The following is a 25,757-nucleotide window of genomic DNA, read 5'->3' as shown; positions in this document are numbered from 1 at the left end:
GGGATGAAAAAGAGAATTATGCTTGTTGAAGATGAATCGATCGTTCGGTTAGATATTTCTATGATGCTACAAGATGCAGGTTACGAAATTGTCGGGGAAACCGGGGATGGTGAAAAGGCTATTGAGCTGGCCTTTTCCCTTAAGCCAGATCTAATTTTGATGGATATAAAAATGCCTAAGCTAAATGGATTGAAAGCCAGCAAAATCATATCATCTAAATTCAACATTCCTATTATTCTTCTGACCGCTTACAGCCAACGAGAGTATATTGATAAAGCGAAACAGGCAAATATTTTAGGCTATCTAGTTAAGCCGATTTCAGAAGCAAGTTTAATTCCAGCAATAGAGATTGCGCTGAAGCAGGCAGAGAATGCGAACGAATATAAACAAAAAGTCGAAGAAATGAATACTAGATTAAAAAACCGGAAGATTGTGGAGAAAGCAAAAGGAATTTTGATGGAACGGTTCCAGATGACTGAGGAAGTTGCATATAGTAGAATGCGAACTATCAGCATGGACAGGCAAGTTACACTTGAAAAAGTAGCCAAAACCATTATTCTAAAGTACAACACATAACAAGTAAATAAAAGTAGCAAAGGTGCTAAGTGGTTTAAGCAAAATAAAACCACCTAGTACCTTTTTGTCATTTTTAGGAGGGGATGAAAGGAACGAATATATATCTTCTTGAAGAAAAGCCAAGAAACAATCTTCCGTTGAAATAGAAAAAATAAATTAAATGTTGGAGGGGTATGCTATGGTCTTGGTTGGAAACATTGTCATTTATATCATTATGGTGTGTGCGGTAATTGGTGCAATTGGCGCTATCATTAATAGTGAGGAAGGTGTTGGAAAGCAATTCATGGAGGGGATGCACTCGGTAGGGCATATTTTTGTCCCGGCCGCAGGAATTATGGCTTCCATTCCATATTTGTCATGGTTCATAGATAAAGTATGTGGACCATTCTTCGCAAAAATCGGAGCAGATCCAGCCATTGCTGCAACGGCAATTTTGGCATCCGACATGGGTGGCTATCAGTTGGCTGAGGTATTAAAGCAATCCTATGAAGGCTGGATAATGGCCTTGATTGTCGGATTCATGGCAGGGGCAACTATCGTTTTCTCTATCCCCATGGGACTTGCCATGTTGGATAAGAGGGACCATAAGTACATGGCACTTGGAATCATGTCGGGTGTATTGACGATTCCAATTGGTGCGTTCATTTCCAGTGTATTGATTTTAGTAACCAATACAAAAGTTCGTGAAATCGTTTCGACTTCTTCGGAATCATCATATCAATTTACCATTTCTTACTTGAAAATGTTTCTGAATTTATCGCCTCTTTTAATTTTTGTTATTTTAATCGCAATTGGTTTATATTTCCTCCCTGATCTGATGATTAAAGGATTTATGTGGTTTGGTAAATTTTTGGACGCTGGAATTAAGCTTGTTTTGGTATTTTCCATTGTTGAAATTTTTACAGGGGTATTTTCAGCCGTATTTGGAGCGTGGGGATTCGACCCGATTATGGCAGACGAAGTTGACCAATTCCGTGCACTTGAAACTGCTGGTTATATCGGAATTATGCTGGCAGGTGCCTTCCCGATGGTCTATTTACTTCAAAAATATGCAGGAAGACCACTTGAAGCGATGGGTGGAAAATTCGGATTAAGTAAAGAAGGAAGTGCAGGTATTCTAGCGACCATAGCTAATATTCTAGCTATGTTTAAGTTAGTACGGAATATGCCGCCAAAAGATAAAGTCATTAATATTTCGTTTGCAGTTTGTGCGGCATTCCTACTAGGTGATCACCTGTCTTTCACGGCAAATTTCCAGCCAAGTTTGATATTACCGATTATCGTTGGTAAGTTGGCAGCTGGTGTGATTGGAATTGGACTGGCTTATTGGTTGTCTGTCCCGAAAGCTTTGGAATTAGAGAAAAAGGATCGGGAAGCAGGGATTATTGGAAAAGACGAATATATGGAGAAGGATTTTACTATTGACCATCGAACAAAATCAATGTAGCAGATCATAAACAGCAAGGAGGATTTTCCCGATGAGTGAAGAGAAAAAACGGTTTATTCAAGAATTTGTACCTGGTAAACAAGTAACGCTAAGTCATTTGATTGCAAACCCTGATCCAGATATGTTTGAAAAATTGGGGATACAAGAAGCGGGTGCACTAGGAATATTAACGTTAACCCCTAGTGAAACGGTGATTATCGCAGGCGACCTTGCAACAAAAGCAGCAAATGTCAAAATTGGTTTTTTAGATCGCTTTACAGGAAGCCTTGTTATTGTCGGAAGTGTTTCGGAAGTGGACATGTCTATGAGAGAAATTAATCGCTTTCTTCACGATACTCTTAGTTATACCCCTGCAAATATAACTAAATCATAAAAATGAAAAGGGGGATTATATGACAAGAAAAAACCGTGCCATGCTCATTGGATCCATTGGAGCAGGGAAATCAACATTGACCCATGCTCTTCTTGGCCAAAAGAGGAAGGCGGTAAAAACACAGTCTCTTCACTATTATGATTGGATTGTCGATACACCTGGTGAATATACGGAAAATCCTCTTTTCTATAAAAATATCATGGCAACTGCTCTCGAGGTTTCTCACATTTTATTTCTACAGGATGCAACAAAAAGAAAGACTATATTTCCGCCTGGCTTCAGCCATGGCTTAAATAAAATCCCTATTGGAATAGTGACAAAATCGGATGAAGAGGATGCCGATGTACCATTTGCCATAGCAGAGTTAAAAAAGGTAATCCCGAAAGGTCCAATCGTTATTACCTCTTCATTAAAGGGGGAGGGGGTAAAGGAGATAAAAGAGCTAGTAACCTGTCAATCTCACCAGGAAATGGAAAGCTATTTGAAGGAAAACCCATCCGATTATGTTATATTCATGTAACCCCTTTACAAAATTCTGAATATAAATTATATTCTTTATATAAAATAATAATCGGCAAAGGCGCCTTATACAGCTATCTTTTACAGGTAGTTAGTATGAGGTGCCTTTTTGTTTGTACATCAATGAGCCCTTTGGCAAAGAAGTATTTTGGGAGATGTAGCTTATGAAGCGATATGATCCACAAAAAGAAGAAATAATAAGTGTGGGAATCGATATTGGAACGAGCACAACAAAGCTTGTAATCAGTAAATTCTCTCTCATGAATATGGCTGGCGGAACACATATGCCAAGAATAGAAATTATTGATAAGGAGGTTATTTACAGAAGTCCCATCTACCGGACCCCGCTTCTTTCCCAGTCCACTATTGATATTCAGGCAGTGGATGCATTGGTGGAAAAAGAGTATAGGGAAGCTTCGATTAAAACAAGTGATATTCAAACAGGAGCTGTTATCATCACAGGCGAAACAGCAACGAAAAAGAATGCAGAAGAGATGCTACATCATCTATCTGGACATGCAGGGGAATTTCTAGTTGCAACAGCAGGTCCAGATTTGGAGGGTATCATTGCTGCAAAGGGATCCGGTGCATTTGCCTTTTCAAGAAAAACAGGAAAGACGATCGCTAATATAGACATCGGTGGAGGAACGGCTAATATTGCTGTATTTAAATCGGGTAGATTATGCGGCACATGTACGTTGCATATTGGCGGTCGCTTAATAGAGTTTAAGAATAATAAAATCACACATATTTCTTCACCAGTAAAAGAAGTATTAAATCACTGGAATTCTTCTTTATCAGTTGGTGATGACAAAGGCCATCAAGATGTGAGGAAGATATGCCAATACATGAGTGATGTTATCGTTCGTATGTTGAAAAAAGAACTAACGAATGAAGATAAAAATCTTTTATTAGGTCATCCGCCAAACTGGAATGATGTAGTAGAAATAGTGATGTTCTCGGGAGGCATTAGTGAATGTCTGTACAGGCTAGAAGAAGGGCAGCCTGTCTCTGCTGTTTATGATGATATAGGTGAAATGCTTGCTTTGACGTTAAAAGAGAATGAACAGCTTCAAGAATGGACATGGATACAGCCAGAAGAAACGGTTCGTGCTACCGTGCTGGGAGCAGGTACTCAAACAACGGAGATAAGCGGTGCGACGATTCAAGTGGAAGCAAGTGAGCTTCCTATTAAGAATTTACCAGTATATCAAATAAGGTTTCAGCATCACTTTGAAACAGGCATTCAAAAAATCTCTACAGGTATTAAAGAAGCAATTGATATATTTGATGCTCAAAGAGAAGGTCAAAATTTTGCGCTTTACTTTACGGAGTTGCCACATATGGGGTTTAAGGACATTCAAGGACTAGCAGAAACGATCCTTTCCGCAATTAAAAATAAACCAAACCAAGATCAACCACTTGTCCTCGTATTAGAAAGTGACCATGCAAAAGTTTTGGGACAAACATTGAATGTTCAAGATCCAACAAAGAGTGTCGTGTGCATTGATCAAATACGTGTAGAGCATGGTGATTATCTCGATATTGGAAATGTGCTACAAACAAATGTGGTTCCAGTTGTAATAAAAACATTAACCTTTCATAACAGCTAGGAAAGGAGGCATTAGAAGGTGAAATTAAGCACGAATTATTTAGGTACTGTTTATCAATTTTCGACTTTAAAAGAAGTATTGGCAAAAGCAAATGAAGAAAAATCCGGGGACCGCCTAGCAGGAATTGCAGCAGAAACCGTGCAAGAGCGTATAGCTGCTAAAGAAGTTCTAAGCAATATAATGCTTGGTGATATTAGAGAGAATCCTTTACTCAACCCAGAGGAAGATGAAGTATCCCGGATTATAGAGGGTCAGGTTAATGAACGAATCTATCAGTCTATTAAAAATTGGTCAGTATCAGAATTAAGAGAGTATATCCTGCATGATGACACTACTGGGGAAGACTTAAAGCGCCTGAGTATTGGACTAAATAGCGAGATGATTGCAGCGGTAGCAAAAATCATGTCCAACCTTGATTTGGTTCATGCAGCCAATAAAATAGAGATCCTTACAAAATGTAATATTACTATCGGTCAAAAAGGAACACTTGCTTCTCGGTTACAGCCTAATCATCCAACCGACAACGTAGAGGGGATGATTGCTTCTTTGAAAGAAGGTCTGGCATATGGAATTGGGGACGCGGTAATTGGCATAAATCCAGTAGATGATTCAGTGGAAAGTGTGAAACGGCTTCTCCATGCCACCCACGATTTTATCCAAGAATGGCAAATTCCTTCACAAAACTGTGTGTTGGCACATGTGACAGCTCAAATGAAAGCAATAAAACAAGGAGCACCGGCGGATATGATCTTCCAAAGTATCGCCGGAACGGAAGCTGCCAATCGTTCTTTTGGAATTACCGCTTCTATGTTAGAGGAAGCCAATCAATTAGCAAAAGTACATGGTACTGGAACCGGGCCACAACGATTATATTTTGAGACGGGACAAGGTTCAGAATTGTCCGCGGAAGCTCACTTTGGCATTGATCAAATGACACTGGAAGCTAGAAATTATGGCTTTGCTCGCTTCTTTGATCCCTTTATCGTAAACACGGTCGTGGGATTTATTGGGCCAGAGTATTTGTACAACAGTAAGCAAGTAATTCGGGCAGGGCTTGAAGATCATTTTATGGGGAAGATGCACAACATTCCGATGGGCGTCGATATTTGTTACACCAACCATATAAAAGCAGATCAAAATGACATAGAAGATTTAGGTGTATTGCTTACTGCAGCTGGTGTGAATTTTATCATTGCTACACCAATGGGCGATGACTGTATGCTGAACTATCAATCTATGAGTTATCATGACGTAGCAACATTACGCCAGACATTGAATAAAAAACCAGCACCTCTATTTGAAGAATGGCTGGAGAAAATGGGGATTTTCGAGAATGGAAAGCTTAGCAAGATAGCTGGAGATCCGACCATTTTTACAAGATAGGAGGGCTACCGATGAATCCTGAATTGTTAGAACAAATAACCAGATTGGTAGTAGAAAAGCTTCAATCTCAGCAATCTATAGAAACAGAGGTCACTGAAAAGAATGGCGGAGTCCAATTCTGGCCACATACAGAACAAAAAGCAAAATTAGAAAACCTAAGTAGTTTACCAATTTCCGAGGCAAAAACTCAGGAACTGATTTCCATCCAACCTTATATTACTAGTGTAGAGAAAACCACACCGCCTTCAAGGAAAACGGATGACGTGCCAGTAGAAGAAATCAATCGGGTAATAAAAGGATTAGAGGAGCCTGCCGATCAAGAGGAATTAGAATTTTTAAAAAGTAAAACACCGGCAAGAATCGGAATTGGAAGAGCGGGATTACGTCCCAAAACTGAATCATGGTTAAAATTCCGTTATGATCATGCTGCGGCAGTGGATGCAGTGTATGGAGATGTACAAGAGAAGCTACTGAAGAATCTTCAACTGTTTAAAGTACATACACAAGTGACGGATAAAGAAGTGTATATTCGCCGCCCTGACTATGGAAGAAAGCTTTCGGATGAAGCAAAAGCACTTATTAAAGAAAAGTGTAAGCATGCCCCTGCTGTGCAAATCGTGGTATCAGATGGGTTAAGTTCCAAAGCGGTGGATGAAAATGTGGAAGATGTTTATTTGTCCTTGCAGCAAGCTTTACAAAGTATGGGATTGGAGATAGGAACCTCATTTTTTATCGAAAAAGGACGCGTAGCTGTGATGGATGATATTGGAGAATTATTACGTCCCAAGGTGGTCGTATTGCTGATTGGAGAGCGTCCGGGTTTGGTAAGTGCAGAGTCCTTGAGTGCGTATTTATGTTATGAACCAAGGAAAGGGACCATTGAGGCAGATCGCATGGTCATATCAAATATCCATAAAGGAGGAATTCCTCCAGTCGAAGCGGGTGCTTATTTAGGTACCGTTATCCAAAAAATTCTTCATTATGAAGCTAGCGGTGTATCTCTTGTACAGAAAGAAAATTAGGAAAGGGGGTCAGTATTTTGTCATTAGCCAAAATACACGCTGAAATTTTAGCGATACGAATAATTCCGAATGTCGATCGTGTTCTGGCTGAAAGCTTTCAATTGAAACCGAATCACAGAAGCTTAGCTGTATTTACTTCTAGCGTAGATGATGTCGGTTATACAGCACTGGATGAAGCAACAAAGCGAGCAGATGTGGAAGTTGTGTATGCTAAATCATTTTACGCAGGATCTGCTCATGCTTCAGGGCCATTATCCGGAGAAATGATCGGTATACTTGCAGGACCCACTCCTGATGAAGTGAAAAGCGGCATGGACTCCATTATCCAAACTGCTGAATCAGACGCATATTTCGAAGCCATTAATGAGGAAAAAACTCATGCTATCTATGCATATGTTGTGGCAAGAACAGGTTCCTATCTTTCAAAAGAAGCAGGAATCCAACAAGGAGAGCCACTTGCTTATTTAATTGCTCCTCCTTTAGAAGCAGTTTATGGATTAGATGCAGCCATTAAAGCAGCGGATGTTCGTTTAGTGAAATTTTTTGGTCCTCCATCTGAAACAAATTTTGGGGGTGGTTTGTTAACAGGTTCTCAATCAGCTTGCCAGGCAGCAGCAGATGCCTTTCGTGAAGCCATTCTTTCTGTTGCCCAAAATCCACTTCACTATTAATTAGGGAATGCTTCCAGAAAGGAGTGATGCTATAAATGTCCATTGAGAAGAATCAACAGTCATTAGAAAAAATGAGAATGGTCGTCCAAAAAGCAAAGGAAGCGCAATTAATCTATCAATCTTTTTCACAAGAAGCTGTTGATGCCATTGTGAAAAGTGCCGCAGATGCCGCGTTTGCAAAAGCCTTAGAGCTTGGAGTGATGGCAGTAGAAGAGACAGGAATGGGTGTCGCTGAACATAAAAAGATTAAAAACGAAGTTGGTTCCAAAGCGGTATATGAATCTATTAAAGATGAAAAAACGGTGGGGATTATTAAGGAAGACCGTGTAAATAAAGTGGTGGAAGTCGCAGATCCGTTTGGAGTCATTGCTGGAATCATTCCAACTACCAACCCAACCTCTACTGCTATTTTTAAAGCGCTAATCTCGTTAAAAACAAGAAATGCCCTTGTTGTTAGTCCTCACCGTCGTGCCGTCAATTGTACAATCGCAGCGCTAAGAATCTGCTTAGAAGCGGCGGTAAAAGCAGGGGCACCAGAAGGAATCATAGGGTGGATTGAGAAGACATCCCTCGCTGCCACAGAAGAATTAATGATGCATAGGGATGTCCAATTGATTTTAGCGACAGGAGGAGGTGGACTTGTCAGGGCAGCATATAGCTCCGGCAAGCCTGCTTATGGGGTGGGACCAGGAAACGTCCCAGTCTATATACATCGAAGCGCCAAGGTTGCAAAAACAGTAAAGATGATAGTTGATAGCAAAACCTTTGATAATGGGACAATCTGCGCTACAGAGCAGGCGATTGTCGTCGATCGAAACATTAAAGAAATGACGATTCGTGAATTGAAAAACAACGGAGCATACTTTTTAAATGAAGAAGAAAAAAGAAAAATGGAGAAACTGATCTCCCCTACACCTGGGAAGCTTAATCCAGAAATTGTCGGACAAAGTGCTGTAAAGATTGCTAGTCTGGCAGGAATATCTGTTCCGAGGGATACGAGACTGCTTATTGTGGAGGAAACGAAAATAGGAAAGGACATTCCCTTTTCCATTGAGAAGCTATCCCCAATCTTTCCTCTCTATACAGCCAATAGTTATGAAGAAGCAAAAGATTTGTGTTTACGCATTCTCAATCTTGGAGGTAGAGGCCACTCCTTGTCGCTTCATACGAATGAAGACAACGTGGCAAAGGAATTTGCCCAAACCATGCCTGTTTCAAGAATTTTAGTAAACACACTGTCTTCAATTGGTGCAGTAGGGGGTACAACAGCACTTATGCCATCCCTTACACTAGGATGCGGTTCCTATGGAGGGAATATTACCTCTGATAATATAACAGCAAGACATTTACTCAATGTGAAAAAAATGGCCTATGGGATAAAGGAAATATCCATTCCAAAGCAATCATTATCTTCAAACCAGACTTTGAACTCTCAAAATGAGAATGGGCAACAGATAGATGAAATTGTTAAAAGTGTAGTAGAAAAAATAGATCCGAAACAAGAAATCGATCCAAAAATAATAGCCGAATTAGTGAGTGAAGTAATCAAAAAATATCAAATGAATGTATGAGGAGGAAATGATGATGGCAAGAGAATTGACAGCATTAGGAATGATTGAAACAAAGGGATTAGTGGCATCAATAGAAGCAGCGGATGCAATGGTAAAGGCAGCAAACGTCCATTTGGTTGGAAAGGTTCATGTAGGAGGCGGAATCGTTACGGTTCTTGTGCGAGGAGATGTAGGAGCAGTGAAAGCTGCAACGGAAGCAGGTGCAGCCGCAGCCCAACGAGTTGGAGAGTTGAAATCCGTTCATGTTATCCCACGTCCACACAATGAATTAGAAAGCATTTTACCAAAGCTAGAGATAGAAGCATAACCAAGTCAGAGCTTAGGAGCACGTAATGATGAATGAAACGGCGATTAAAGCGATTGTAGAGGAAGTGGTCAGTCAATTAGCCAAACAACCATCCATTCAACCACGATCTGTTCCTATTGCGGTATCTGCTAGGCATTGCCATTTGACCCAAATTGATGTGGAAGCATTGTTTGGGTCAGGATACACATTAACTCACAAAAAGGACCTTTCCCAACCAGGACAGTTTGCTGCGAATGAGACCATTACCATTGTTGGACCAAGGGGAAGTATTGAAAAAGTACGTATTCTTGGTCCTGTACGTAAAAGTACGCAAGTGGAGGTAAGTGCAACTGATTCCATTAAACTTGGTTTAAAACCTCCTTTAAGGGAGTCTGGGGATATTAAGAACTCTGCTCCCATCACATTGGTTGGACCAAAAGGGAGCTTGTATAAACAAGAAGGGTTAATCATTGCTCAGGCACATATCCATATGAATCCTAGTGATGCCGCATCGTTTTCCGTTCAGAATGGAGAGTATGTCACCATCACGACGACCACAGAAAGGCCAATCGCTTTTTCTAAGGTCTTAATACGTGTTTCTTCCAGATATGAATTGGAAATGCATATTGATACAGATGAAGCAAATGCTAGTTTAATAGGAAAAGATACAAACGGCATATTAGCAAAAATCGAGGGATCTTCATGAATAAAAGAGAGTTAGTAGAACAAATAGTTCTCGAAGTCTTAAAACGGTTGCCAATCACGGATGAAAATACAAAAGTTGTTACCAAACGGAACTTACTTGTATATAAATCAAAAAGCAATGAAACCATTACTTCTCCTGCCATGGAACATTCATGGAACATTATTAGTAAAAGTGTGGAAGATGAAACAGTCCCAAATGATGTTCATGCAGTCCTTTTTCTACATGGTTCACGAGACTTGCTTGTAAAAGGAGCTTTAGGAATTACAGATACTCCAGAGACGTCCAGATTAGCTTCCATTTTAATGCAAGGAATCGATACGACCATCATCCCGACAGAAATGCTGAAACAAGTAATATATGAAGATGAAAGAAAGGTAGTAAATAATGAATACATGTCCCAACTATTAACATATAAAAAGAAGTTGGAGAGCTTTGGGGTCTCCTTTCAATCTTTTGCGGCTTTTGAAGAAAGGTTAGCAACTAAGGAAAGCACTAAAGATGTTAGTACATTTGAAGGCCCCCTGTTAACAGAGAGAGATATTTATCTACAAGAAGAGGACATCATCTATATTTCTTCGGCCACGATTATTACTCCATTAGCCCGTGATGCTGCACGAGAATTAAGAAAAACAATCCATAGACTCGATCCCAAAGGAGCAGATTAACGATGCAATTAGGTACAGTTATAGGAAACGTATGGGCTACAAGAAAGGAAGAAAACCTAACGGGTTTAAAGTTTCTGTTTGTACAGCCTGAACGTCCAAATGGTGATACCACAAAAGAACCATATATTGCAGTGGATCGAATTGGTGCCGGAGTAGGGGATAGAGTAATGGTAACTAACGGTAGTGCAGCAACAAATATGATGCCGGAAGCAAATTTGCCTATTGACGCCCTCATAATAGGAATAATTGATTCAGTCGATATAGAAGGAGGCGGCAAGCATGAGGAAAGCATTAGGAATGATTGAAACGAGAGGATTAATTGGCTCCATTGAAGCTGCTGATGCCATGCTAAAAGCAGCAAATGTACAATTACTAACACAGGAAAAAGTGGATGCTGCGCTTGTCACTGTTTTGGTAGAAGGAGATGTTGGGGCAGTACAAGCTGCTATTGATGCGGGGAAAGAAGCAGCAACCCGAGTCGGAGAACTGGTGTCAGCTCATGTCATTCCAAACCCGGATAAGGGAATAGGGGGTATTTTTCAATCTAATAAAACCCAACAAAATAAACTACCGCGTAAGAAGACTGGAAGAAAACCAAAAAACCATTCAGAAGAATTACCTAACGAAGGCGTGTAATAGTTGGGTAATTCTTTTTTACAGATAGAGGTAAAAGTACCATGATCAACATTGCTTCACAGAAAAATAAACGGAGGGTTTCAAATGGCTTTTAAAAGAAGAAAAATAGCAGTAATCGGTTCAGGATTTACTGGGGCTACAGCAGCATTGATGTTGGCACAAAAAGAGCTTGGAGATATTGTACTTGTCGATATACCTGAACAGGAAAAACCTACAAAAGGAAAAGCATTGGACATGCTACAAACTAGTCCTATACAAAAATTCGATTCAAAAATGACTGGTACCGCCGACTATCAGGATATTCAAGGTGCAGACCTCGTGCTTATAACAGCAGGCTTACCACGAAAGCCGGGTATGAGTCGGGATGAACTTGTCGTTACCAATGCTAACATTATGAAACAAGTATCGGAAAATATTAAGGAATATGCACCAGAAAGCTATATCATTGTATTGAGCAATCCAGTTGATGCTATGACATATGTTTGCTATCAAACAACAGGGTTTCCGAAAAACCGTGTAATTGGTCAATCAGGAGTGTTAGATACTGCCCGTTTTAATACGTTTGTGGCTGAGGAATTAAATGTATCAGTAGAAGATATATCGGGTTTTGTGCTCGGTGGACATGGAGATGAAATGGTCCCATTAATTCGATATTCCTATGCAGGAGGAATTCCACTAGATCGAATTCTATCTGCTGAAAAAATTGAATCTATTGTTGAACGGACTCGAAAAGGCGGAGGAGAAATCGTAGAATTGTTAGGAAAAGGTAGTGCTTACTATGCACCAGCAGCATCGATGGTCCAGATGGCAGAAGCTATTTTAAAAGATAAAAAGAGAATTCTTCCTTCTATTGCTTATCTTGAAGGAGAATATGGATATGAAAACCTTTATTTAGGTGTGCCAACGATCATTGGGGGAAATGGCATTGAAAGTGTCATTGAACTGCAATTGACCGATATTGAAAAAAATGCACTTGATAAGTCTGTAAAAGCGGTAAAGAATGTCATGAAAATGTTATAGTTCGATTGAAAAAGAACCAAACCTTACAATAAATGAAGGTTTGGTTCTTTTTATAAAACATAAAAAGGGTTATTCTTCACGCCTCTTTAAATTTCTATGAGTATACTACTACCTGATTTCGCCCTTGGTTTTTGGCCTCATACAAAGCTTCATCCGCACATTGGAACATGTCTTCCAAGCTCATAAGGTACTGGTCGCTTGTACAAACACCGATGCTGATCGTAATGGAAAGCGATGGCCCATTTTCAAGTACGAAAGGCTGCTGGCGGTGGGCGTTAATTAATTTTTCTGCAATTTGTGAAGCTTGCTTATTAGTGGTGTTTGGTAAAAGGACGATGAATTCCTCCCCTCCAAATCTTCCTACTATGCCATTCTCTTTACATACCTCTTGAATGTTTTTCGCTACAAATTGAATAGCAAGATCTCCAATTGCGTGCCCATAGTTGTCATTCACTTGCTTAAAATGATCGATATCTAATAGTAGTAACGAAATTGGTTGTTCTGATTGGAAGGCATGAACAATTAAGTCATCGGCATTTTCAATAAAATACTTGCGAGTAAAAACTTTCGTTAAATGATCATACATCACGGTTTCTTTTAAAAGTTGGTAATCTTTGATATTACTAATAAATAAGGTCAGTTGTTCTGTAAAGGATGGGAAGATGATGTCTTCCTCAAAGCTTTGTAGTTCAGTCCATTCCTCTGAATAGACGACAAACATACCAGTGTGTTGCTCGGTAGTAATGGGAATACAGAAGAGGGTGTTAATATCGTCCTCAATGCCGAATGCTTCAGGATGGATATCGAGATTGGTTAGTTTTTTTTCAAGAGACGGTTTGTATAAAGGTATGGGCTGATTAATGGTTATGTCTTCGCTCGTTTTTTTAATCAGTTTCCATTCCTCATTTTCATACACAAGATAAATACCCTTTTCATATTTGGTTACGGCCATTAAACTTTGTAATCCTCGTTCAATTAATGTCGGAAAGTCCTTTATTTTTCCTAATTGGCTAAAAGAGTTTTGGAGTAAAGTTTGAATGTAATATTTTCTTGCCTCCCGTTCCTTTTCAGCTGTAATTCGTTTTATTTTGTCTGCAAGTCCAAGTGACAGAACGATTACCACAACTAATGAACCTATTTTTGGAGCATATAAAGCTATGGGAGTTAGTGGAATGACTTTATAGGCTGCCAGTAAGTTTATTATCACTCCGAAAAATAATAGGGACCAAGCCAAGATAAAAAACTTAGCTTCTCTTGTATATAATCTTACTTTCATAACTGTAGTTATCAGCAGTATGACGAAAACAGTTGCTAGAAGCATGCTAATTCTAGTGCTGGTCGTTACATCTAAAATAAAGGGTACGAAAAGTAATATAGAGCAGATTGTAATAAAAATATTTGCTATTTTATTAAGGTATGGTGCATAGGTTTTCAACTGTAAAAAATGCTTGGCAAATTGTAAGGAAAACAAGGAGTTCCAAATGATGAAAAATGCATTAGATCGAAGCGCAAACCATGGGTAATCTCCCCAAAGCCATTGGAATGCAAAACCATCCCAAATTAGTTGTAGCATCATGAATCCCATAATGAAACAGATGTAATAAAGGTATGCTCGATCTTTTAAGGATAAGAACAAAAAGCTGTTATAAGCTATCATTGCTAGCATGACGCCATAGTATATACCGAACAATGTTTGTGCTTCATAATTGGCAGCAGAAAAAGCGATTGGCTCCCATAACGACACCGGTGCCTGGAAAAAGCTATTTGTTTTTATTTTCAAATAGAATGTTTCAGCTTGCTGAGACGATAATTGAAGGGGGAACACCAAATTTCGATGATCGATTTCCCGCATATTAAATGGGTATTGGTAGCCCATTTTTTCTTCTAAAAGAAGACTCTCATTCTTAACTGAGAACAATTCGACCGAACTAAGATGTGGCTTTTTTAGTTCAAGAAGTAATTCTCGATTAAAAGAAGCTTCATCCAGGAGGGTTACTTTTATCCAATAAGTAACGTCAGAAAGATCTCCGGAAACATTTGCTTCTTGAAGGGATAGGAACTCCTCTTGTTTTTGAAGAATTTCTTCATCTGGCATTTCACTATTATTATCTAAATATATGTGAAGTTCTTTCGTAAGGGATATTTCAGTAAACTGTTCCGGAACCACGATAGGATCAGTGGTAGCTTTGGAATACAAAGGAAAGGAAAGAAGGAAATATATGAAAAAGAAGAGTATTAATAGTTTGGAAGAGATAAATTTCATTCAACTATACTCCTTAAATTTCGAATTTTTCGATATAATTATACCATGACTCACTATCAAAATATTGTCAACGGAGGTAATTTATGAAAACAAGTACATATCAATCACTTCTTCCACATTTGAAAACAGGGGATTTGGTATTGTTTAGCGGCAAATATTCTATTAGTAAGCTTGTAGAAAAGCTAGAACACAGCATGTGGTCTCATGTTGGGATGGTAGTTCGTCCTGATCCTGCGGGCGAGGTATATTTCTTTGAATCGACTGCATTAACAAATTTAGAAGATGTCTATTTTCACGATCACAAGACAGGACCGAAAGTTGTAAAGTTAATTGATCGATTGAACACATATGGGAAAGACCTTGATCCATATGAACCACCCCAATATGCATTACGTTCTATAAATTTAGAGGGGGAAAACATAGACGAAGAACAGCTATTTGTCTATATGCAAAAAGTTCATGGCATCCCTAATCCTTCACAATGGAAAATGATTGAAGAAGTAATTGAAGGAAGGTTCTTCCATATTACCTCTCAGAGCAACGATTACACCTGCAGTAAATTGATCGCCGAAACGTACCAAACTTTAGGCCTCTTCTTCCCAGACATGCCACTCAATGGCTACATGCCTGCAGACTTCTCCTCTCCCGGAAGAGTAAAACTAACAGGAGCTAAACTTGGTGAAGAAGTGCTAATAGAGTTAGAGCAGGGGGACGTTTCTATTACTTCCGAATCAAGCTCCGCACCATTTAAGGTAAGAGATTGAGAGAGGTTCAAAAACAACATCTAACCACATGTAAATTTTGAAGGGTATGTTAGGAATTACCTAAATACACAATCACAACAAATCGATGTTCTCCAAAGGAAAATCGATTACTTTGCACGACTTGGTGAAATGCTTGGATTTGAGTGTTATGTGGAAGATTCCAAGTTTGATAAATTAAAAGGCCGAACACTGCCAATGGATCTCTCTTGGTGGAAATGGGATCAACGCAAGAAAACCGATGAGTATGACTATCTCGTTCTTCACTTGAAAAGGGAAAGCTCATGGAGGAAAGTTGATCAAACGATTGAAAAGCTATTTTCAATGACGGAGGAAGGGTATGTTCCTAATGATGTGATAGGTATACAATTTATAGAATCGGAGAAACGTGTTGCTCATCACAATGAATTTGATAATTTGTGTCTGCTCCGTATCTATAGGGATTCGTCTTTTTCTACTCCAACTTCACCCCCATTTCCACGTTATTTCCCAACTCAAAAACCCTGGAATTTGCCCAGTTTTGGTCGAATTCCAGGGATTCTTTTTTCTGATAATATTGGTTCTCTTAATCCTTTCCTGAAAATGAATTCCCTTTTCAAAAGGTTTTTTACCTAAAAGGAACTAACTTACATTAAGGTAAAATATTATTTAATTACTAACACTGGATGAAGGTAGATTTTCCATAAAAATGTTAAGGAATCTATATTGTGGGCTATGAACATATTTTCCAATCGGCAAACAAAAGCCATTTCCTTTGATGCTCTTTGAATTCAAATTGTAGTGATTATCAGTCATTTCCGTCCTTTTCTTTTATCTATCATTTAAGCATTTGTATCCCAGCATTTATGGAAATCATGAAACTAGTAATTGCATTTTTAGTCGAAAATTGTAAAATGAAAATTAGCAAACACCCTGAAGGAGAAAACTTCATATGGAGATAGGTATTACAGGGTTTGGAATTATGGGTCCTGGATTTAATAATAGTGATCAATTTAGGGATATCCTTTTTAACAAATCTTTTGTATTAAAGAAGGAGAACATTTTTGGTAAGTACACCTACTTAGGTAGAGTATTAGAGGAAGATATTGATATTTCTTCCTACCCCAAAGAATTTAGTCATCTTCCTAAAACAGCGAAAATGTTGCTACATACCGCACGGGAAGCGATTAAGATGGCAAACATTGAATTATCTAAACATAGAACAGCGGTTTTAGTAGGTTCCTCAGGAGGCACTATTTCCGAAATCATAAAGTTGAATGATAAAAAAGACCGTTCTCCATACACAATTGGCAACATGAATAACTATTCTCTATCTTCTAGTTTGAGTGCTGCTTTTGGACTAAATGGAATGAGTTTTACTCTCAATAACAGCTGTACTTCAGGAATGGATGCTATTCATCTGGCGAAAATCCTGTTGGAATCAAACCAAGTCGATGTTTGTCTAGTCGGAGCTACAGATTCAACTCTAGAGAGTTTGATTTTAGGGGGATTCTCCGATTTGCGACTTTTACAATTATGGAGAGAAGAAGGCTTTCCCCATGGTCCGTTTTCAAAAGGAAAAGGATTTATGATTTCCGAGGGAGCGGGAGTTTTGGTATTGGAACGGGCAGATATTCCAGATAGAGAACCGTCATGTATATATGGAAAAATAACTCGCTCACTTTTAACTCAAGATGGACTTTCTGCATATCGGTCAGATCCTTTAGGAAAGCAGTTAAAATGTGCGATTGATTACTGTATATTTGAAAATTTTCCAACTTATATAAATAGTCAAGCACTTGGTATAAAACGTATTGATGAGCTAGAGGCAAAATTATATCGGCAAAAATTCAAGAGTACTAATATTCCGATCACCTCCATTAAAGGCATGGTAGGACATTCAATGGGCGCAATTGGTCTTTTTCAAATTGTCTCGGCACTAATTAGCATTCGGGACAATTTTATTCCACCAACATTATTTTGTGATACAGAACAACACCCAGGAGTACCAATAGTTACTGACGTTATTTTTCAGCTGGTTGAAAAAGTTCTCATTACCTCCCAAGGATACGGGGGAAGTAACAATTGTTTAATGATTGAGAAAGGGAAGTCCTAATGAATTTTTTACTATTATCAGCGATTGCAATGATTCCATTAATTATTTCTATTTCTATAATGGTTCAATCCAAATCTCCTTTATCAAGAGCATTAGCTTTATTTTTACTAATGCTGACTTTTTGGCAACTAGACATATCTTTACTATACTCTCACCAATTCTTTGATTTAGAAATAATTGATATTCTTTTTAGAATTTTTAGAGTTGGCCCTATTATGATTATGCCTATTATGTACTTTTTTTGTTACTATCTTGTAAAAGAAACTCCTAATTTAATAGGATTCAAGAAAATTTTTAATTATCCTGTTTTTCTGATTGTTACTTCTTTTAGTGTGTTCGTGTATTTAATAAATTTTACAAACATTGGTGTTCAGGAATATTCCATAATGCCTGATAGGATGTTTGCTCCAACACATCTTATTCCTATTTATGGCCCACTTAACATTACCTTTGTGGTAAATATTTTATTCGTGTTTATTCACACGTTTTTCCTTTTTATTCTCTCTTTTAAGGTCAAGGATCGTTATTATAGAACGTTCTATAAAAAGCTTGTTATAGGTGCCGTGTTTGTATTTATTAATGGGGTTATTAGCGGTTTCGGAGTTTTGCCACTATATTTTTCTAGCTTTAATTCAATATTGGTAGCTATTGTACTATTCTTAGGTTTTTTTCAAATGCAAGCTCAAAGGCTCAACACCGCAAATCAAAATTTAGCAAGGCAGAGTAGCTTGTTAGAAGAAATAATGAATATTAATCCAAATTTTATAATGGTTCTTAATCGTGAAAATAAAATTGTTAAAATGAACGATTCAATGGAATTCCTTTTATCACCAACTAGAAAAGGTGAGATATTAGGGCAAGATTTTAAACTTTTACAACAACAACCTTATAATTTAGTAATAGAGTCTGGAGAACTTCAGCGAATTAATAGGAATGGTGAAGCGGTATATATTGAGTGGGGATCAAAGGTTTTAAGACATTTAGACAAAGAGTCGTATACCTTATTTTTTGGTATGGATTATACAAACCAAAAAAGAAGTGAACAATTGTTGCTTTCCTCAGAAAAATCGAAAGTCATAGGAGAATTGGCTGCAAGCATTGCACATGAAATACGTAACCCTCTTACAACGATACGGGGATTTATTCAAATTATGAAAGAGGAAAAGAAGGAAAGACAGCATAAAGAAATAATATTAGACGAAATTGATCGTATAGATGGAGTGTTAAAAGAAATGTTGCTTCTGGCAAAGCCCGAAGCACAAGTTCAGGGAGAAAAGAAACTTACCCATATAGATATTGTTAAAGAACTAAATAATTTAAAACTTCTTTATGATGCGGTTGCTTTAGAGCAAAATAAAGACCTTGTTCTGGTAAATAAATTAACATACGAGCCTATGGCTTACTTTAATCCCTCTCATTTTAAGCAAGTTATCATAAATATCCTGAAAAATAGTTTTGAAGCTACTTCTGAAAAAGGGAGTATAAAGCTTACACTTGATGAGTATGATGGGAACATCAGGATACGTATAACAGATAACGGTAAAGGGATTTCGAAAGCTAGACTCTCTAGAATAGGAGAGCCTTATTTTACTAGTAAAGAAAAAGGAACAGGTATTGGTTTGACCATCTGTTTCAAGTTGATTAATGATTATTCTGGAAAAATGAACGTTTTAAGTAAGGTAGGATGGGGCACGGTAACATCAATTATATTAATTTCTCATACAAAACAGTACAAGGAAGAAACCTAAAAAGCAAGGGGACGATTTCTGTTTTTACATACAGAACCGTTACCTTGCTTCTTTTTTAATAATTGCTAAAGGGTAGAAGAAAGTTATCGATATAAAGGAAGAGTACTCAAAAATTCATAGGTAATGTATATTTTTGGAATTTATTACATGATTATTGTAAGGGTATGTAGGTTTCTATATTTCATAATATTCAGTGAATTATAAAAGGGATGTGAAAGTAAATTCTATTTAAATAGCATTTTATTAACATACTAAATGAATGAGGTGCAAGAATGAAGAATCTATTTAATTTTAAGAGTATTAGAATAAAAATATTGACTGGTTTTGCCTTTGTAACTTTGTTGACGTTAATTTTGGCTGGAATCAATGGGTTTTCCATTAAAAACATTAATGAAGATACCAATGATATGATTAATAGACAATTACCATTATTAATTGCAAACGAACAGATGGCTTATAATATCTCTCAAAGAATCGCATTGACTAGAGGATATGTACTGTTAGGGGATTCAAGCTATAAAGAAGACTTTAATAGATTTACGGAAGAGAGTGTTCCTTATGAGGAGCAAATTTTATCTTTAAGTACTTCTGAAAAAGCAAGGGAAATGATTAATCAAAGCAAAGAGTTTGAAAGAATTGTTCGTGAGGAAGTTTTTGTACAATATGATAATGGAAATAGAGATGTAGCAACACAAATTATTGTAACTAAAGTTCAACCTCTAGCAAGGGGAATAATGCAAGGGTATGTAGATTTGACTGCTGAACGAGAAACAGAAATTCAGGAAGCAGGAGAAAATATCATTGCTTATGGTAATTTTACTGCCCAAACAGGAATTATTGTCTCTGTCCTAGTTCTAGTTTTAGCAGGAGTTATAGGTACATTTACTGCGAGCTTAATTACAAGACCAATTAAAAAAGTGATGGAGCGGATGAACTTAATTGCCAATGGTGATCTTAGTCAACCACCTTTAGAAACGAATGCAAGGGATGAAATAGGTCAGCTAGTAAAAGATACGAATTTGATGAATGACAATATTCGGGAGCTTTTAAATGAAATAAATATAGTATCTCAAACGGTAAACAGTCAAAGTGAAGAATTAACACAATCTGCAAATGAAGTGAAGGATGGCAGCTTGCAGGTAGCGTCCACAATGGAACAGCTGGCATCTGGTTCTGAGGCACAGGCGAACTCTGCTTCCACCCTTTCTTCTACGATGGAGTCCTTCTCAGTTGAAGTAAAGGAAGCCAATCAAAAAGGGGAGCAGATCTATCAATCTTCCAATCATATTCAATCCTTATCTAGCGAGGGGACAGAGTTTATGAATTCTTCTGTAGAACAAATGGCATTGATTGATGGGATTGTGCAAAATGCAGTTGGAAAGGTAAATGGACTTAATGAACGTTCTAATGAAATTTCGCAATTAGTGTCCGTTATTAAAGAAGTAGCAGATCAAACCAACTTATTAGCACTAAATGCTGCAATTGAAGCAGCACGTGCTGGAGAGCATGGCCGAGGTTTTGCTGTTGTTGCAGATGAAGTGAGGAAATTGGCAGAGGAGGTTTCGAAATCTGTCATGAGTATTACGAGTATTGTAACGAGTATTCTTGAAGAAACAAACGAAGTAACCACCTCATTAGAAGTGGGCTATAAAGAAGTGCAAAAAGGAACTTCTCAAATTAAGGTAACAGGTGACAAATTCACAGTTATCAATGAAGCGGTATCGGCTATGGGAGAACATATTCAGCAAATCTCTCAAAATCTTTCTGGTATCACGACTAGCACAATGGAAGTAAACCAATCTTTTGAAGAAATTGCAGCAGTATCAGAAGAATCAGCCGCAGGTATCGAGCAAACCGCAGCTTCCATTCAACAAACAAGCAGCTCTATGGAAGAAGTGGCAGGCAGTGCAGACCACCTTGCAGGGCAGGCGGAAAAACTTAATGAACTAATCAGTAGATTCAAGCTATAAATAAGCAGAGGATAGGTCTTTTGTTGCTTAGTACCTAACCTTGTGACACCACCCCTCCTTTAATTATCTGAATATTATTGAAATAAAAATCTTTATATTCTATGATTAACTAGTAGTAAATAACTAGGAGTACAGTTAAATAGTCTCAGGAGGGCATTTATGATTAGTTTTAAGTGGACTGTTGCAAGGAAACTTTATGTAGGATTTTTTACGGTAGTACTTGTACAAGGTGTATTAATTAGCCTATTTTCATCTATTACATACAAAGAAGGAATGCTTTTTCTACTAGTTGGATTTTTAATTGGTTTATTTATCGCTTTTGTAGTATCACGTATGATAACAAAGCCTCTTGAAATTGTTAATCAAGGAATGAAAGAAGTGGCTGAGGGGAATTTAACAATTGATCCAATAGTGGTAAAAACAAAGGACGAAATTTCTGATCTGGCAAATTCCTTTAATATTATGGGGACAAACCTTGCAAATTTAATTAGGAAGGTGCAAACAGCTTCTGAAATGGTTTCCACTTCATCACAACAACTTCTTGCAGGATCAGAGCAAACTACTAAAGCAACCGAGCAGATAACAGAAGCCATACAAGAAATAGCAAGTGGTTCAGAAAACCAAGTGGAGAGTGTAGTAGCTGCAAATGAATCCATTACCGAGGTAGCAAAGGGAATGGAGCAAGCTTCTCAAGCAATTCAAACAGTAACAAGTTTAAGCTTAGATACTAACAGTAAAGCTCAATCTGGAAACGAAACGGTATTGGAGACTGTATCTCAAATGGGTACTGTACAAAAGCGTGTTTCAGAAATTGACATTAATATTACTAGTTTAAAAGAACACTCCATGGAAATTGGAGAAATTACCGATCTTATCGCCAAAGTTTCTAGTCAAACCAACTTATTAGCGTTAAATGCAGCAATTGAAGCCGCACGTGCTGGTGAACATGGGCGTGGTTTTGCAGTAGTAGCAGCTGAAGTGAAAAAATTAGCAGAAGAATCTAGTGATGCAACTGAAAAAATTCGCCAAGTTATTGAAAAAGTCCAGGAAGAAATTCTAAATGTTTCTAAATCAATGAATGAAGGTACAAGCTCCGTCAAAAATGCAATTCAAAAGGTAAATGAAACAGGAAGGTCATTTCAGGAAATTACGCAAATGATCGCCGGAATTACATCTCAAGCGCAGGAAGTGTCTACAGTTGCAGAGGAGATAAATGCAAGTGCCGAGGAAATGGTGCAACAAATGAAGGGGATTACAAATATATCAGAACAAACGGCAGATAGTTCCCATATGGTTGCTGTATCAGCAGAGGAGCAAAATGCCTCAATGGAGGAAATTTCTGCTTCTGCAAATGCTTTAAGCAATATGGCACAAGAGCTACAAGATCATGTATCTATTTTTAGGGTCTAAAATAGATAAGGATAGAAAACAGTGACAACATTTAATGTAGAAAGTATTTCTTCTATGATTTTTCCCTCCAGTCTAATTCTTCATTTTCAATATTTAGAATTACTCATTCAGGTAGAGTGTAGTAAGATGCTATCCGTGAATGTTTTAGAAATCAAATTCATAGGGAATCGAATGATATAAAGATTGAGAGGAGAAAAATAATGAGCATAACTATTTTTCGAACACCAACAGAATTAGTACTGGGTACTGGGTCAGTAAAGCAAATTGGGGAAAAAGCTAGGGTATTAGGAGCTACAAATATATTAATTGTGACAGACAATGTTCTCAATCAAAATGGTCTGGTTAATAAAGTCATCGCTCCTCTTAAAGAAGCTAACTTCACTGTTGATGTTATAGATGAGGTTATTCCAGAGCCACCATTCGAAAATTTGGAAGCAATGACTGAAAAGATTAAAGGTAAAAGGTATGATCTGTTTGTCGGATTTGGTGGTGGAAGTGTCATGGATGTAACCAAAGTATTGGCGACATTAATGACAAATGATGTAGATGTTCGTAATTTAGTTGGTATTGATAAGGTGGCACAAAAGGGCATACCTTTTATCCTCATTCCAACTACATCTGGGACAGGCTCAGAGGTCACTTGGAATGCCATTTTTACGGATACTAAGGATAATGTAAAAAAAGGAATTGTATCTCCATATTTACTGCCAGATGTAGCTATTGTTGATGCAGAACTTACACTAGGTGTACCACCAGCTATCACAGCTGCTACAGGAATGGATGCACTTGTCCATGCTGTAGAATCCTTTACAGCGTTGCGAGCTAATGAATTGACGGATGGTATCGCCTTGCAAGCAATCAAACTAATTACTCGCTCTATTAGAACAGCTGTATATAATGGTGAGAATTTGAGTGCGCGAGAGGACATGGCTATGGGAAGTCTATTGGCTGGAATTTCTCTGGGGAATGCAGGCGTGGGAGCAGTTCATGCATTGGCGTATCCGTTAGGTGGCAAGTTTAAGGTTCCGCATGGTGTTGCAAACTCTCTTCTCCTTCCATATGTGATGAAATATAATGTCATCTCTAATTTAGAGAAATTTGCAGAAGTGGCTAAAGTACTGGGTGAGAATGTCGATGGCTTATCTTTACGCGAAGCAGCTGATCGAGCGGTTTATGCATTAAATAAAATGTCTCGCGATGTAGGGATTCCAGCAAGTATGAAAGATTTAGGGGTAACAGAAGAAGACATACCAGCCCTGGCTGAGGAAGCAAGCAAAATTGATAGGCTGTTGAATAATAATCCCCGCGGATTAACCAAGATGGATATTGAACAGATTTATAGAGAGTGTTTTGAAGGGAATCTTGAGCTGGATTGTTTTGGGCATTTATAAAGATGACCACAAACCGCAGACCCCCCCCATTTCAGCTAATGGTTGAAATGGGGGGGGTGTTAATTATGGGGATAAATCTAATGCTAGTTTAAACCTGCCTAGTACTTAGTCTTTGTCTATAAGTTAAGTTGGAAAACCATCCCTTATGAGTTTAAAAATAATAGAAAAGCAAAGTACCTTTTAAACTATAAAAAAACTTTTCCCTGAGTAGTTCGTCTAATAGATGAGAAAGAAGAAAAGAAGGAGTTAGAATATGAGGATTGAGGAAATTATCGAAATCATTGGGGAGAATTTTTTTCTAGCGTTCATAGCTGTCGTGGTTTTAGTAATACTTTTTTATTTTGGATATTTTATAGTGTACAGAAAACTTTTGGGGGGAAATAAAAAAATTTCAAAAAGGCAACTCCTTGTTGGAACCATGCTGATGGGATATGTCATCATGGTAATAGGTGTGACCTTTTTAGGCAGCAGAGGGTCCAATTATCAAGGTTGGATTGGTCTATCTCTGTTCAATTCGTATCGTGAGGCATGGCATAATGCAAGCGTAAGGCATTGGCAATTCGTCATTTTGAATATTGTTATGTTTGTACCACTGGGCACACTTTTGCCACTACTCCATGCTATTTTTCAAAAAATAAAGTGGACGGTTGGGGTAGCGATTATCTTTACCCTTTCTATTGAAAGTTTTCAATATGTAACAGGCTTTGGAATTTTCGATGTGGATGATTTATTAAATAATGTATTTGGTGCAATTATTGGTTATGGAATAATTATGGGATTCACTAGGATGAGGTCAAAAGGATTTCAACAAGTAATTAAATATAATATCCCTCTAATTCTTATAGTTTTTCTTTTTAGTAGTCTGTTAACTTATTATCATCTAAAAGAATTCGGCAACCTTTCGATTGTTCCTAATAAAAAGGTTGATATGACTCAAGTGACTACCATCCTAGATATTGAACTAGAGGAATCAGTAATTTCAGCCCCAATTTATAAGGCACCTGTATACACGAAAGAAGAAGGCGACCTTTTCGCTACTACCTTTTTTGAGAAGAAAGGTATTCATGTATCAGATATGGAGACAATTTACTATCAAAATGAGGGGATTTATCGTAACGATTTACGGTTTAAGGCGCTTGGTGGTAGTTACGATTACACGGACTTTTCTATTTACAACGAAGGTATGAAGCCAAAAGATGTTGATGAAGAAACGTTAATTAATAGGCTAATGGATTTAGATATCGTGATACCTCAAGATACTTTTTTTAAAAAAATGGAAACAGGAGCATATAAATGGAATGCGCCTAATATAGTAAGTGATAATCAGCTAATTGATGGGGAGTTAACGGTTAGATATTACGAGGATGATACAATAAAGTCCATTGAAAATCGGTTAATAACCTATGACAAAATAAAGAATATCGAAATGAAGAGCGAACTAGAGGCATATGAGGAACTAGTGTCTGGAAATTTCCATACTACACTGAGGATGAAAAAATAGAAACGTTACATATCCAAAAAATAGAAATAACATATATGCTAGATTCAAAAGGTTTTTATCAACCGATCTATGAGTTCTCTTGCATGGTAAATGGTATGGAGACGACACTTTTAGTTCCTGGAATTTAGAA

24 protein-coding genes are annotated in these 25,757 nt (G+C 37.7%); 23 read left to right on the top strand and 1 reads right to left on the bottom strand.

What is annotated here, in order from left to right; all coding sequences use genetic code 11:
• Positions 1-3: 3 nt before the first annotated feature.
• The 15 genes from LRP81_RS05455 to mdh all read left to right on the top strand — a co-directional run bounded on the left by LRP81_RS05455 (position 4) and on the right by mdh (position 12,488).
• Positions 4-576, top strand: coding sequence for an ANTAR domain-containing response regulator (locus tag LRP81_RS05455; RefSeq protein ID WP_230500250.1), 573 nt, complete (start codon positions 4-6; stop codon positions 574-576).
• Between the two features lie 178 nt (positions 577-754).
• Positions 755-2,023 carry an ethanolamine utilization protein EutH gene (eutH, locus tag LRP81_RS05450; protein WP_230500249.1) on the top strand — a complete coding sequence of 423 codons (1,269 nt, stop codon included), beginning with the start codon at positions 755-757 and terminating at the stop codon, positions 2,021-2,023.
• Positions 2,024-2,054: 31 nt separating this feature from the next.
• The gene (eutS, locus tag LRP81_RS05445) at positions 2,055-2,396 is read left to right on the top strand and encodes an ethanolamine utilization microcompartment protein EutS (RefSeq protein WP_230500248.1); all 342 of its coding nucleotides are present in this window, start codon (positions 2,055-2,057) and stop codon (positions 2,394-2,396) included.
• 19 nt (positions 2,397-2,415) lie between these two features.
• Positions 2,416-2,916 carry a EutP/PduV family microcompartment system protein gene (locus tag LRP81_RS05440; protein WP_230500247.1) on the top strand — a complete coding sequence of 167 codons (501 nt, stop codon included), beginning with the start codon at positions 2,416-2,418 and terminating at the stop codon, positions 2,914-2,916.
• A 163-nt stretch (positions 2,917-3,079) separates the two neighbouring features.
• Positions 3,080-4,528 (top strand): ethanolamine ammonia-lyase reactivating factor EutA, encoded by a 1,449-nt coding sequence (locus LRP81_RS05435; RefSeq protein ID WP_230500246.1) that lies wholly within the window; start codon positions 3,080-3,082, stop codon positions 4,526-4,528.
• An 18-nt stretch (positions 4,529-4,546) separates the two neighbouring features.
• A complete protein-coding gene (locus LRP81_RS05430) occupies positions 4,547-5,911 on the top strand; it encodes an ethanolamine ammonia-lyase subunit EutB (protein WP_230500245.1) in 1,365 nt (454 codons plus the stop codon).
• An 11-nt stretch (positions 5,912-5,922) separates the two neighbouring features.
• Positions 5,923-6,933, top strand: coding sequence for an ethanolamine ammonia-lyase subunit EutC (gene eutC, locus LRP81_RS05425; RefSeq protein ID WP_230500244.1), 1,011 nt, complete (start codon positions 5,923-5,925; stop codon positions 6,931-6,933).
• Positions 6,934-6,950: 17 nt separating this feature from the next.
• On the top strand, positions 6,951-7,604 hold the full coding sequence (eutL, locus tag LRP81_RS05420; RefSeq protein WP_230500243.1) for an ethanolamine utilization microcompartment protein EutL: 654 nt from the start codon (positions 6,951-6,953) through the stop codon (positions 7,602-7,604).
• A 35-nt stretch (positions 7,605-7,639) separates the two neighbouring features.
• Positions 7,640-9,175, top strand: a complete 1,536-nt coding sequence (locus LRP81_RS05415) for an aldehyde dehydrogenase family protein (protein ID WP_230500242.1) — start codon at positions 7,640-7,642, stop codon at positions 9,173-9,175.
• Positions 9,176-9,188: 13 nt separating this feature from the next.
• Positions 9,189-9,482 (top strand): BMC domain-containing protein, encoded by a 294-nt coding sequence (locus tag LRP81_RS05410; RefSeq protein ID WP_230500241.1) that lies wholly within the window; start codon positions 9,189-9,191, stop codon positions 9,480-9,482.
• Positions 9,483-9,510: 28 nt separating this feature from the next.
• Positions 9,511-10,167, top strand: coding sequence for a phosphate propanoyltransferase (pduL, locus tag LRP81_RS05405; RefSeq protein WP_230500240.1), 657 nt, complete (start codon positions 9,511-9,513; stop codon positions 10,165-10,167).
• Positions 10,164-10,832 carry a hypothetical protein gene (locus LRP81_RS05400; protein WP_230500239.1) on the top strand — a complete coding sequence of 223 codons (669 nt, stop codon included), beginning with the start codon at positions 10,164-10,166 and terminating at the stop codon, positions 10,830-10,832. The genes pduL and LRP81_RS05400 overlap by 4 nt, the downstream gene beginning before the upstream one ends.
• Before the next feature lie 2 nt (positions 10,833-10,834).
• A complete protein-coding gene (locus tag LRP81_RS05395) occupies positions 10,835-11,137 on the top strand; it encodes a EutN/CcmL family microcompartment protein (protein ID WP_230500238.1) in 303 nt (100 codons plus the stop codon).
• On the top strand, positions 11,112-11,468 hold the full coding sequence (locus tag LRP81_RS05390; protein ID WP_230500237.1) for a BMC domain-containing protein: 357 nt from the start codon (positions 11,112-11,114) through the stop codon (positions 11,466-11,468). The genes LRP81_RS05395 and LRP81_RS05390 overlap by 26 nt, the downstream gene beginning before the upstream one ends.
• Before the next feature lie 84 nt (positions 11,469-11,552).
• Complete coding sequence (gene mdh, locus LRP81_RS05385; RefSeq protein ID WP_230500236.1) at positions 11,553-12,488, top strand: malate dehydrogenase; 936 nt, start codon at positions 11,553-11,555, stop codon at positions 12,486-12,488.
• A 94-nt stretch (positions 12,489-12,582) separates the two neighbouring features.
• Here mdh and LRP81_RS05380 read toward each other — a convergent pair whose 3' ends face one another.
• Positions 12,583-14,751 (bottom strand): diguanylate cyclase, encoded by a 2,169-nt coding sequence (locus LRP81_RS05380; RefSeq protein ID WP_230500235.1) that lies wholly within the window; start codon positions 14,749-14,751, stop codon positions 12,583-12,585.
• Positions 14,752-14,834: 83 nt separating this feature from the next.
• Between LRP81_RS05380 and LRP81_RS05375 the strand changes: the two genes are divergently transcribed.
• From LRP81_RS05375 to LRP81_RS05340, 8 genes are all read left to right on the top strand, one after another.
• Positions 14,835-15,515 (top strand): C40 family peptidase, encoded by a 681-nt coding sequence (locus tag LRP81_RS05375; RefSeq protein WP_230500234.1) that lies wholly within the window; start codon positions 14,835-14,837, stop codon positions 15,513-15,515.
• A gap of 129 nt (positions 15,516-15,644) precedes the next feature.
• Positions 15,645-16,127 carry a hypothetical protein gene (locus LRP81_RS05370; RefSeq protein ID WP_230500233.1) on the top strand — a complete coding sequence of 161 codons (483 nt, stop codon included), beginning with the start codon at positions 15,645-15,647 and terminating at the stop codon, positions 16,125-16,127.
• 316 nt (positions 16,128-16,443) lie between these two features.
• On the top strand, positions 16,444-17,607 hold the full coding sequence (locus LRP81_RS05365) for a beta-ketoacyl synthase N-terminal-like domain-containing protein (protein WP_230500232.1): 1,164 nt from the start codon (positions 16,444-16,446) through the stop codon (positions 17,605-17,607).
• Entirely contained in the window at positions 17,607-19,355 is a 1,749-nt protein-coding gene (locus tag LRP81_RS05360; protein WP_230500231.1) for an ATP-binding protein, read from the top strand. The genes LRP81_RS05365 and LRP81_RS05360 overlap by 1 nt, the downstream gene beginning before the upstream one ends.
• A 272-nt stretch (positions 19,356-19,627) precedes the next feature.
• Entirely contained in the window at positions 19,628-21,325 is a 1,698-nt protein-coding gene (locus tag LRP81_RS05355) for a methyl-accepting chemotaxis protein (RefSeq protein ID WP_230500230.1), read from the top strand.
• 159 nt (positions 21,326-21,484) lie between these two features.
• Complete coding sequence (locus LRP81_RS05350; protein ID WP_230500229.1) at positions 21,485-22,735, top strand: methyl-accepting chemotaxis protein; 1,251 nt, start codon at positions 21,485-21,487, stop codon at positions 22,733-22,735.
• Positions 22,736-22,935: 200 nt separating this feature from the next.
• A complete protein-coding gene (locus LRP81_RS05345) occupies positions 22,936-24,126 on the top strand; it encodes an iron-containing alcohol dehydrogenase (RefSeq protein ID WP_230500228.1) in 1,191 nt (396 codons plus the stop codon).
• Between the two features lie 253 nt (positions 24,127-24,379).
• Positions 24,380-25,627: a VanZ family protein gene (locus tag LRP81_RS05340; RefSeq protein ID WP_230500227.1), complete on the top strand. Its 1,248-nt coding sequence runs from the start codon at positions 24,380-24,382 to the stop codon at positions 25,625-25,627.
• Positions 25,628-25,757: the final 130 nt, after the last annotated feature.

Origin of the sequence: Sutcliffiella rhizosphaerae, assembly GCF_917563925.1 — a bacterium.
Lineage (GTDB): Bacteria > Bacillota > Bacilli > Bacillales > Bacillaceae_I > Sutcliffiella_A > Sutcliffiella_A rhizosphaerae.
Note: the sequence above shows the minus strand (reverse complement) of the source record. Positions and strands in the feature narration are given on the sequence as shown.

Bases quoted from the DNA above. Each gene is read 5' to 3' on its own strand.
- LRP81_RS05455 (WP_230500250.1), top strand. From the start codon at position 4: ATGAAAAAGAGAATTATGCTTGTTGAAGATGAATCGATCGTTCGGTTA.
- eutH (WP_230500249.1), top strand. From the start codon at position 755: ATGGTCTTGGTTGGAAACATTGTCATTTATATCATTATGGTGTGTGCG.
- eutS (WP_230500248.1), top strand. From the start codon at position 2,055: ATGAGTGAAGAGAAAAAACGGTTTATTCAAGAATTTGTACCTGGTAAA.
- LRP81_RS05440 (WP_230500247.1), top strand. From the start codon at position 2,416: ATGACAAGAAAAAACCGTGCCATGCTCATTGGATCCATTGGAGCAGGG.
- LRP81_RS05435 (WP_230500246.1), top strand. From the start codon at position 3,080: ATGAAGCGATATGATCCACAAAAAGAAGAAATAATAAGTGTGGGAATC.
- eutC (WP_230500244.1), top strand. From the start codon at position 5,923: ATGAATCCTGAATTGTTAGAACAAATAACCAGATTGGTAGTAGAAAAG.
- LRP81_RS05415 (WP_230500242.1), top strand. From the start codon at position 7,640: ATGTCCATTGAGAAGAATCAACAGTCATTAGAAAAAATGAGAATGGTC.
- LRP81_RS05410 (WP_230500241.1), top strand. From the start codon at position 9,189: ATGGCAAGAGAATTGACAGCATTAGGAATGATTGAAACAAAGGGATTA.
- pduL (WP_230500240.1), top strand. From the start codon at position 9,511: ATGAATGAAACGGCGATTAAAGCGATTGTAGAGGAAGTGGTCAGTCAA.
- LRP81_RS05400 (WP_230500239.1), top strand. From the start codon at position 10,164: ATGAATAAAAGAGAGTTAGTAGAACAAATAGTTCTCGAAGTCTTAAAA.
- LRP81_RS05395 (WP_230500238.1), top strand. From the start codon at position 10,835: ATGCAATTAGGTACAGTTATAGGAAACGTATGGGCTACAAGAAAGGAA.
- LRP81_RS05390 (WP_230500237.1), top strand. From the start codon at position 11,112: ATGAGGAAAGCATTAGGAATGATTGAAACGAGAGGATTAATTGGCTCC.
- mdh (WP_230500236.1), top strand. From the start codon at position 11,553: ATGGCTTTTAAAAGAAGAAAAATAGCAGTAATCGGTTCAGGATTTACT.
- LRP81_RS05380 (WP_230500235.1), bottom strand. From the start codon at position 14,751: ATGAAATTTATCTCTTCCAAACTATTAATACTCTTCTTTTTCATATAT.
- LRP81_RS05375 (WP_230500234.1), top strand. From the start codon at position 14,835: ATGAAAACAAGTACATATCAATCACTTCTTCCACATTTGAAAACAGGG.
- LRP81_RS05370 (WP_230500233.1), top strand. From the start codon at position 15,645: ATGCTTGGATTTGAGTGTTATGTGGAAGATTCCAAGTTTGATAAATTA.
- LRP81_RS05365 (WP_230500232.1), top strand. From the start codon at position 16,444: ATGGAGATAGGTATTACAGGGTTTGGAATTATGGGTCCTGGATTTAAT.
- LRP81_RS05360 (WP_230500231.1), top strand. From the start codon at position 17,607: ATGAATTTTTTACTATTATCAGCGATTGCAATGATTCCATTAATTATT.
- LRP81_RS05355 (WP_230500230.1), top strand. From the start codon at position 19,628: ATGAAGAATCTATTTAATTTTAAGAGTATTAGAATAAAAATATTGACT.
- LRP81_RS05350 (WP_230500229.1), top strand. From the start codon at position 21,485: ATGATTAGTTTTAAGTGGACTGTTGCAAGGAAACTTTATGTAGGATTT.
- LRP81_RS05345 (WP_230500228.1), top strand. From the start codon at position 22,936: ATGAGCATAACTATTTTTCGAACACCAACAGAATTAGTACTGGGTACT.
- LRP81_RS05340 (WP_230500227.1), top strand. From the start codon at position 24,380: ATGAGGATTGAGGAAATTATCGAAATCATTGGGGAGAATTTTTTTCTA.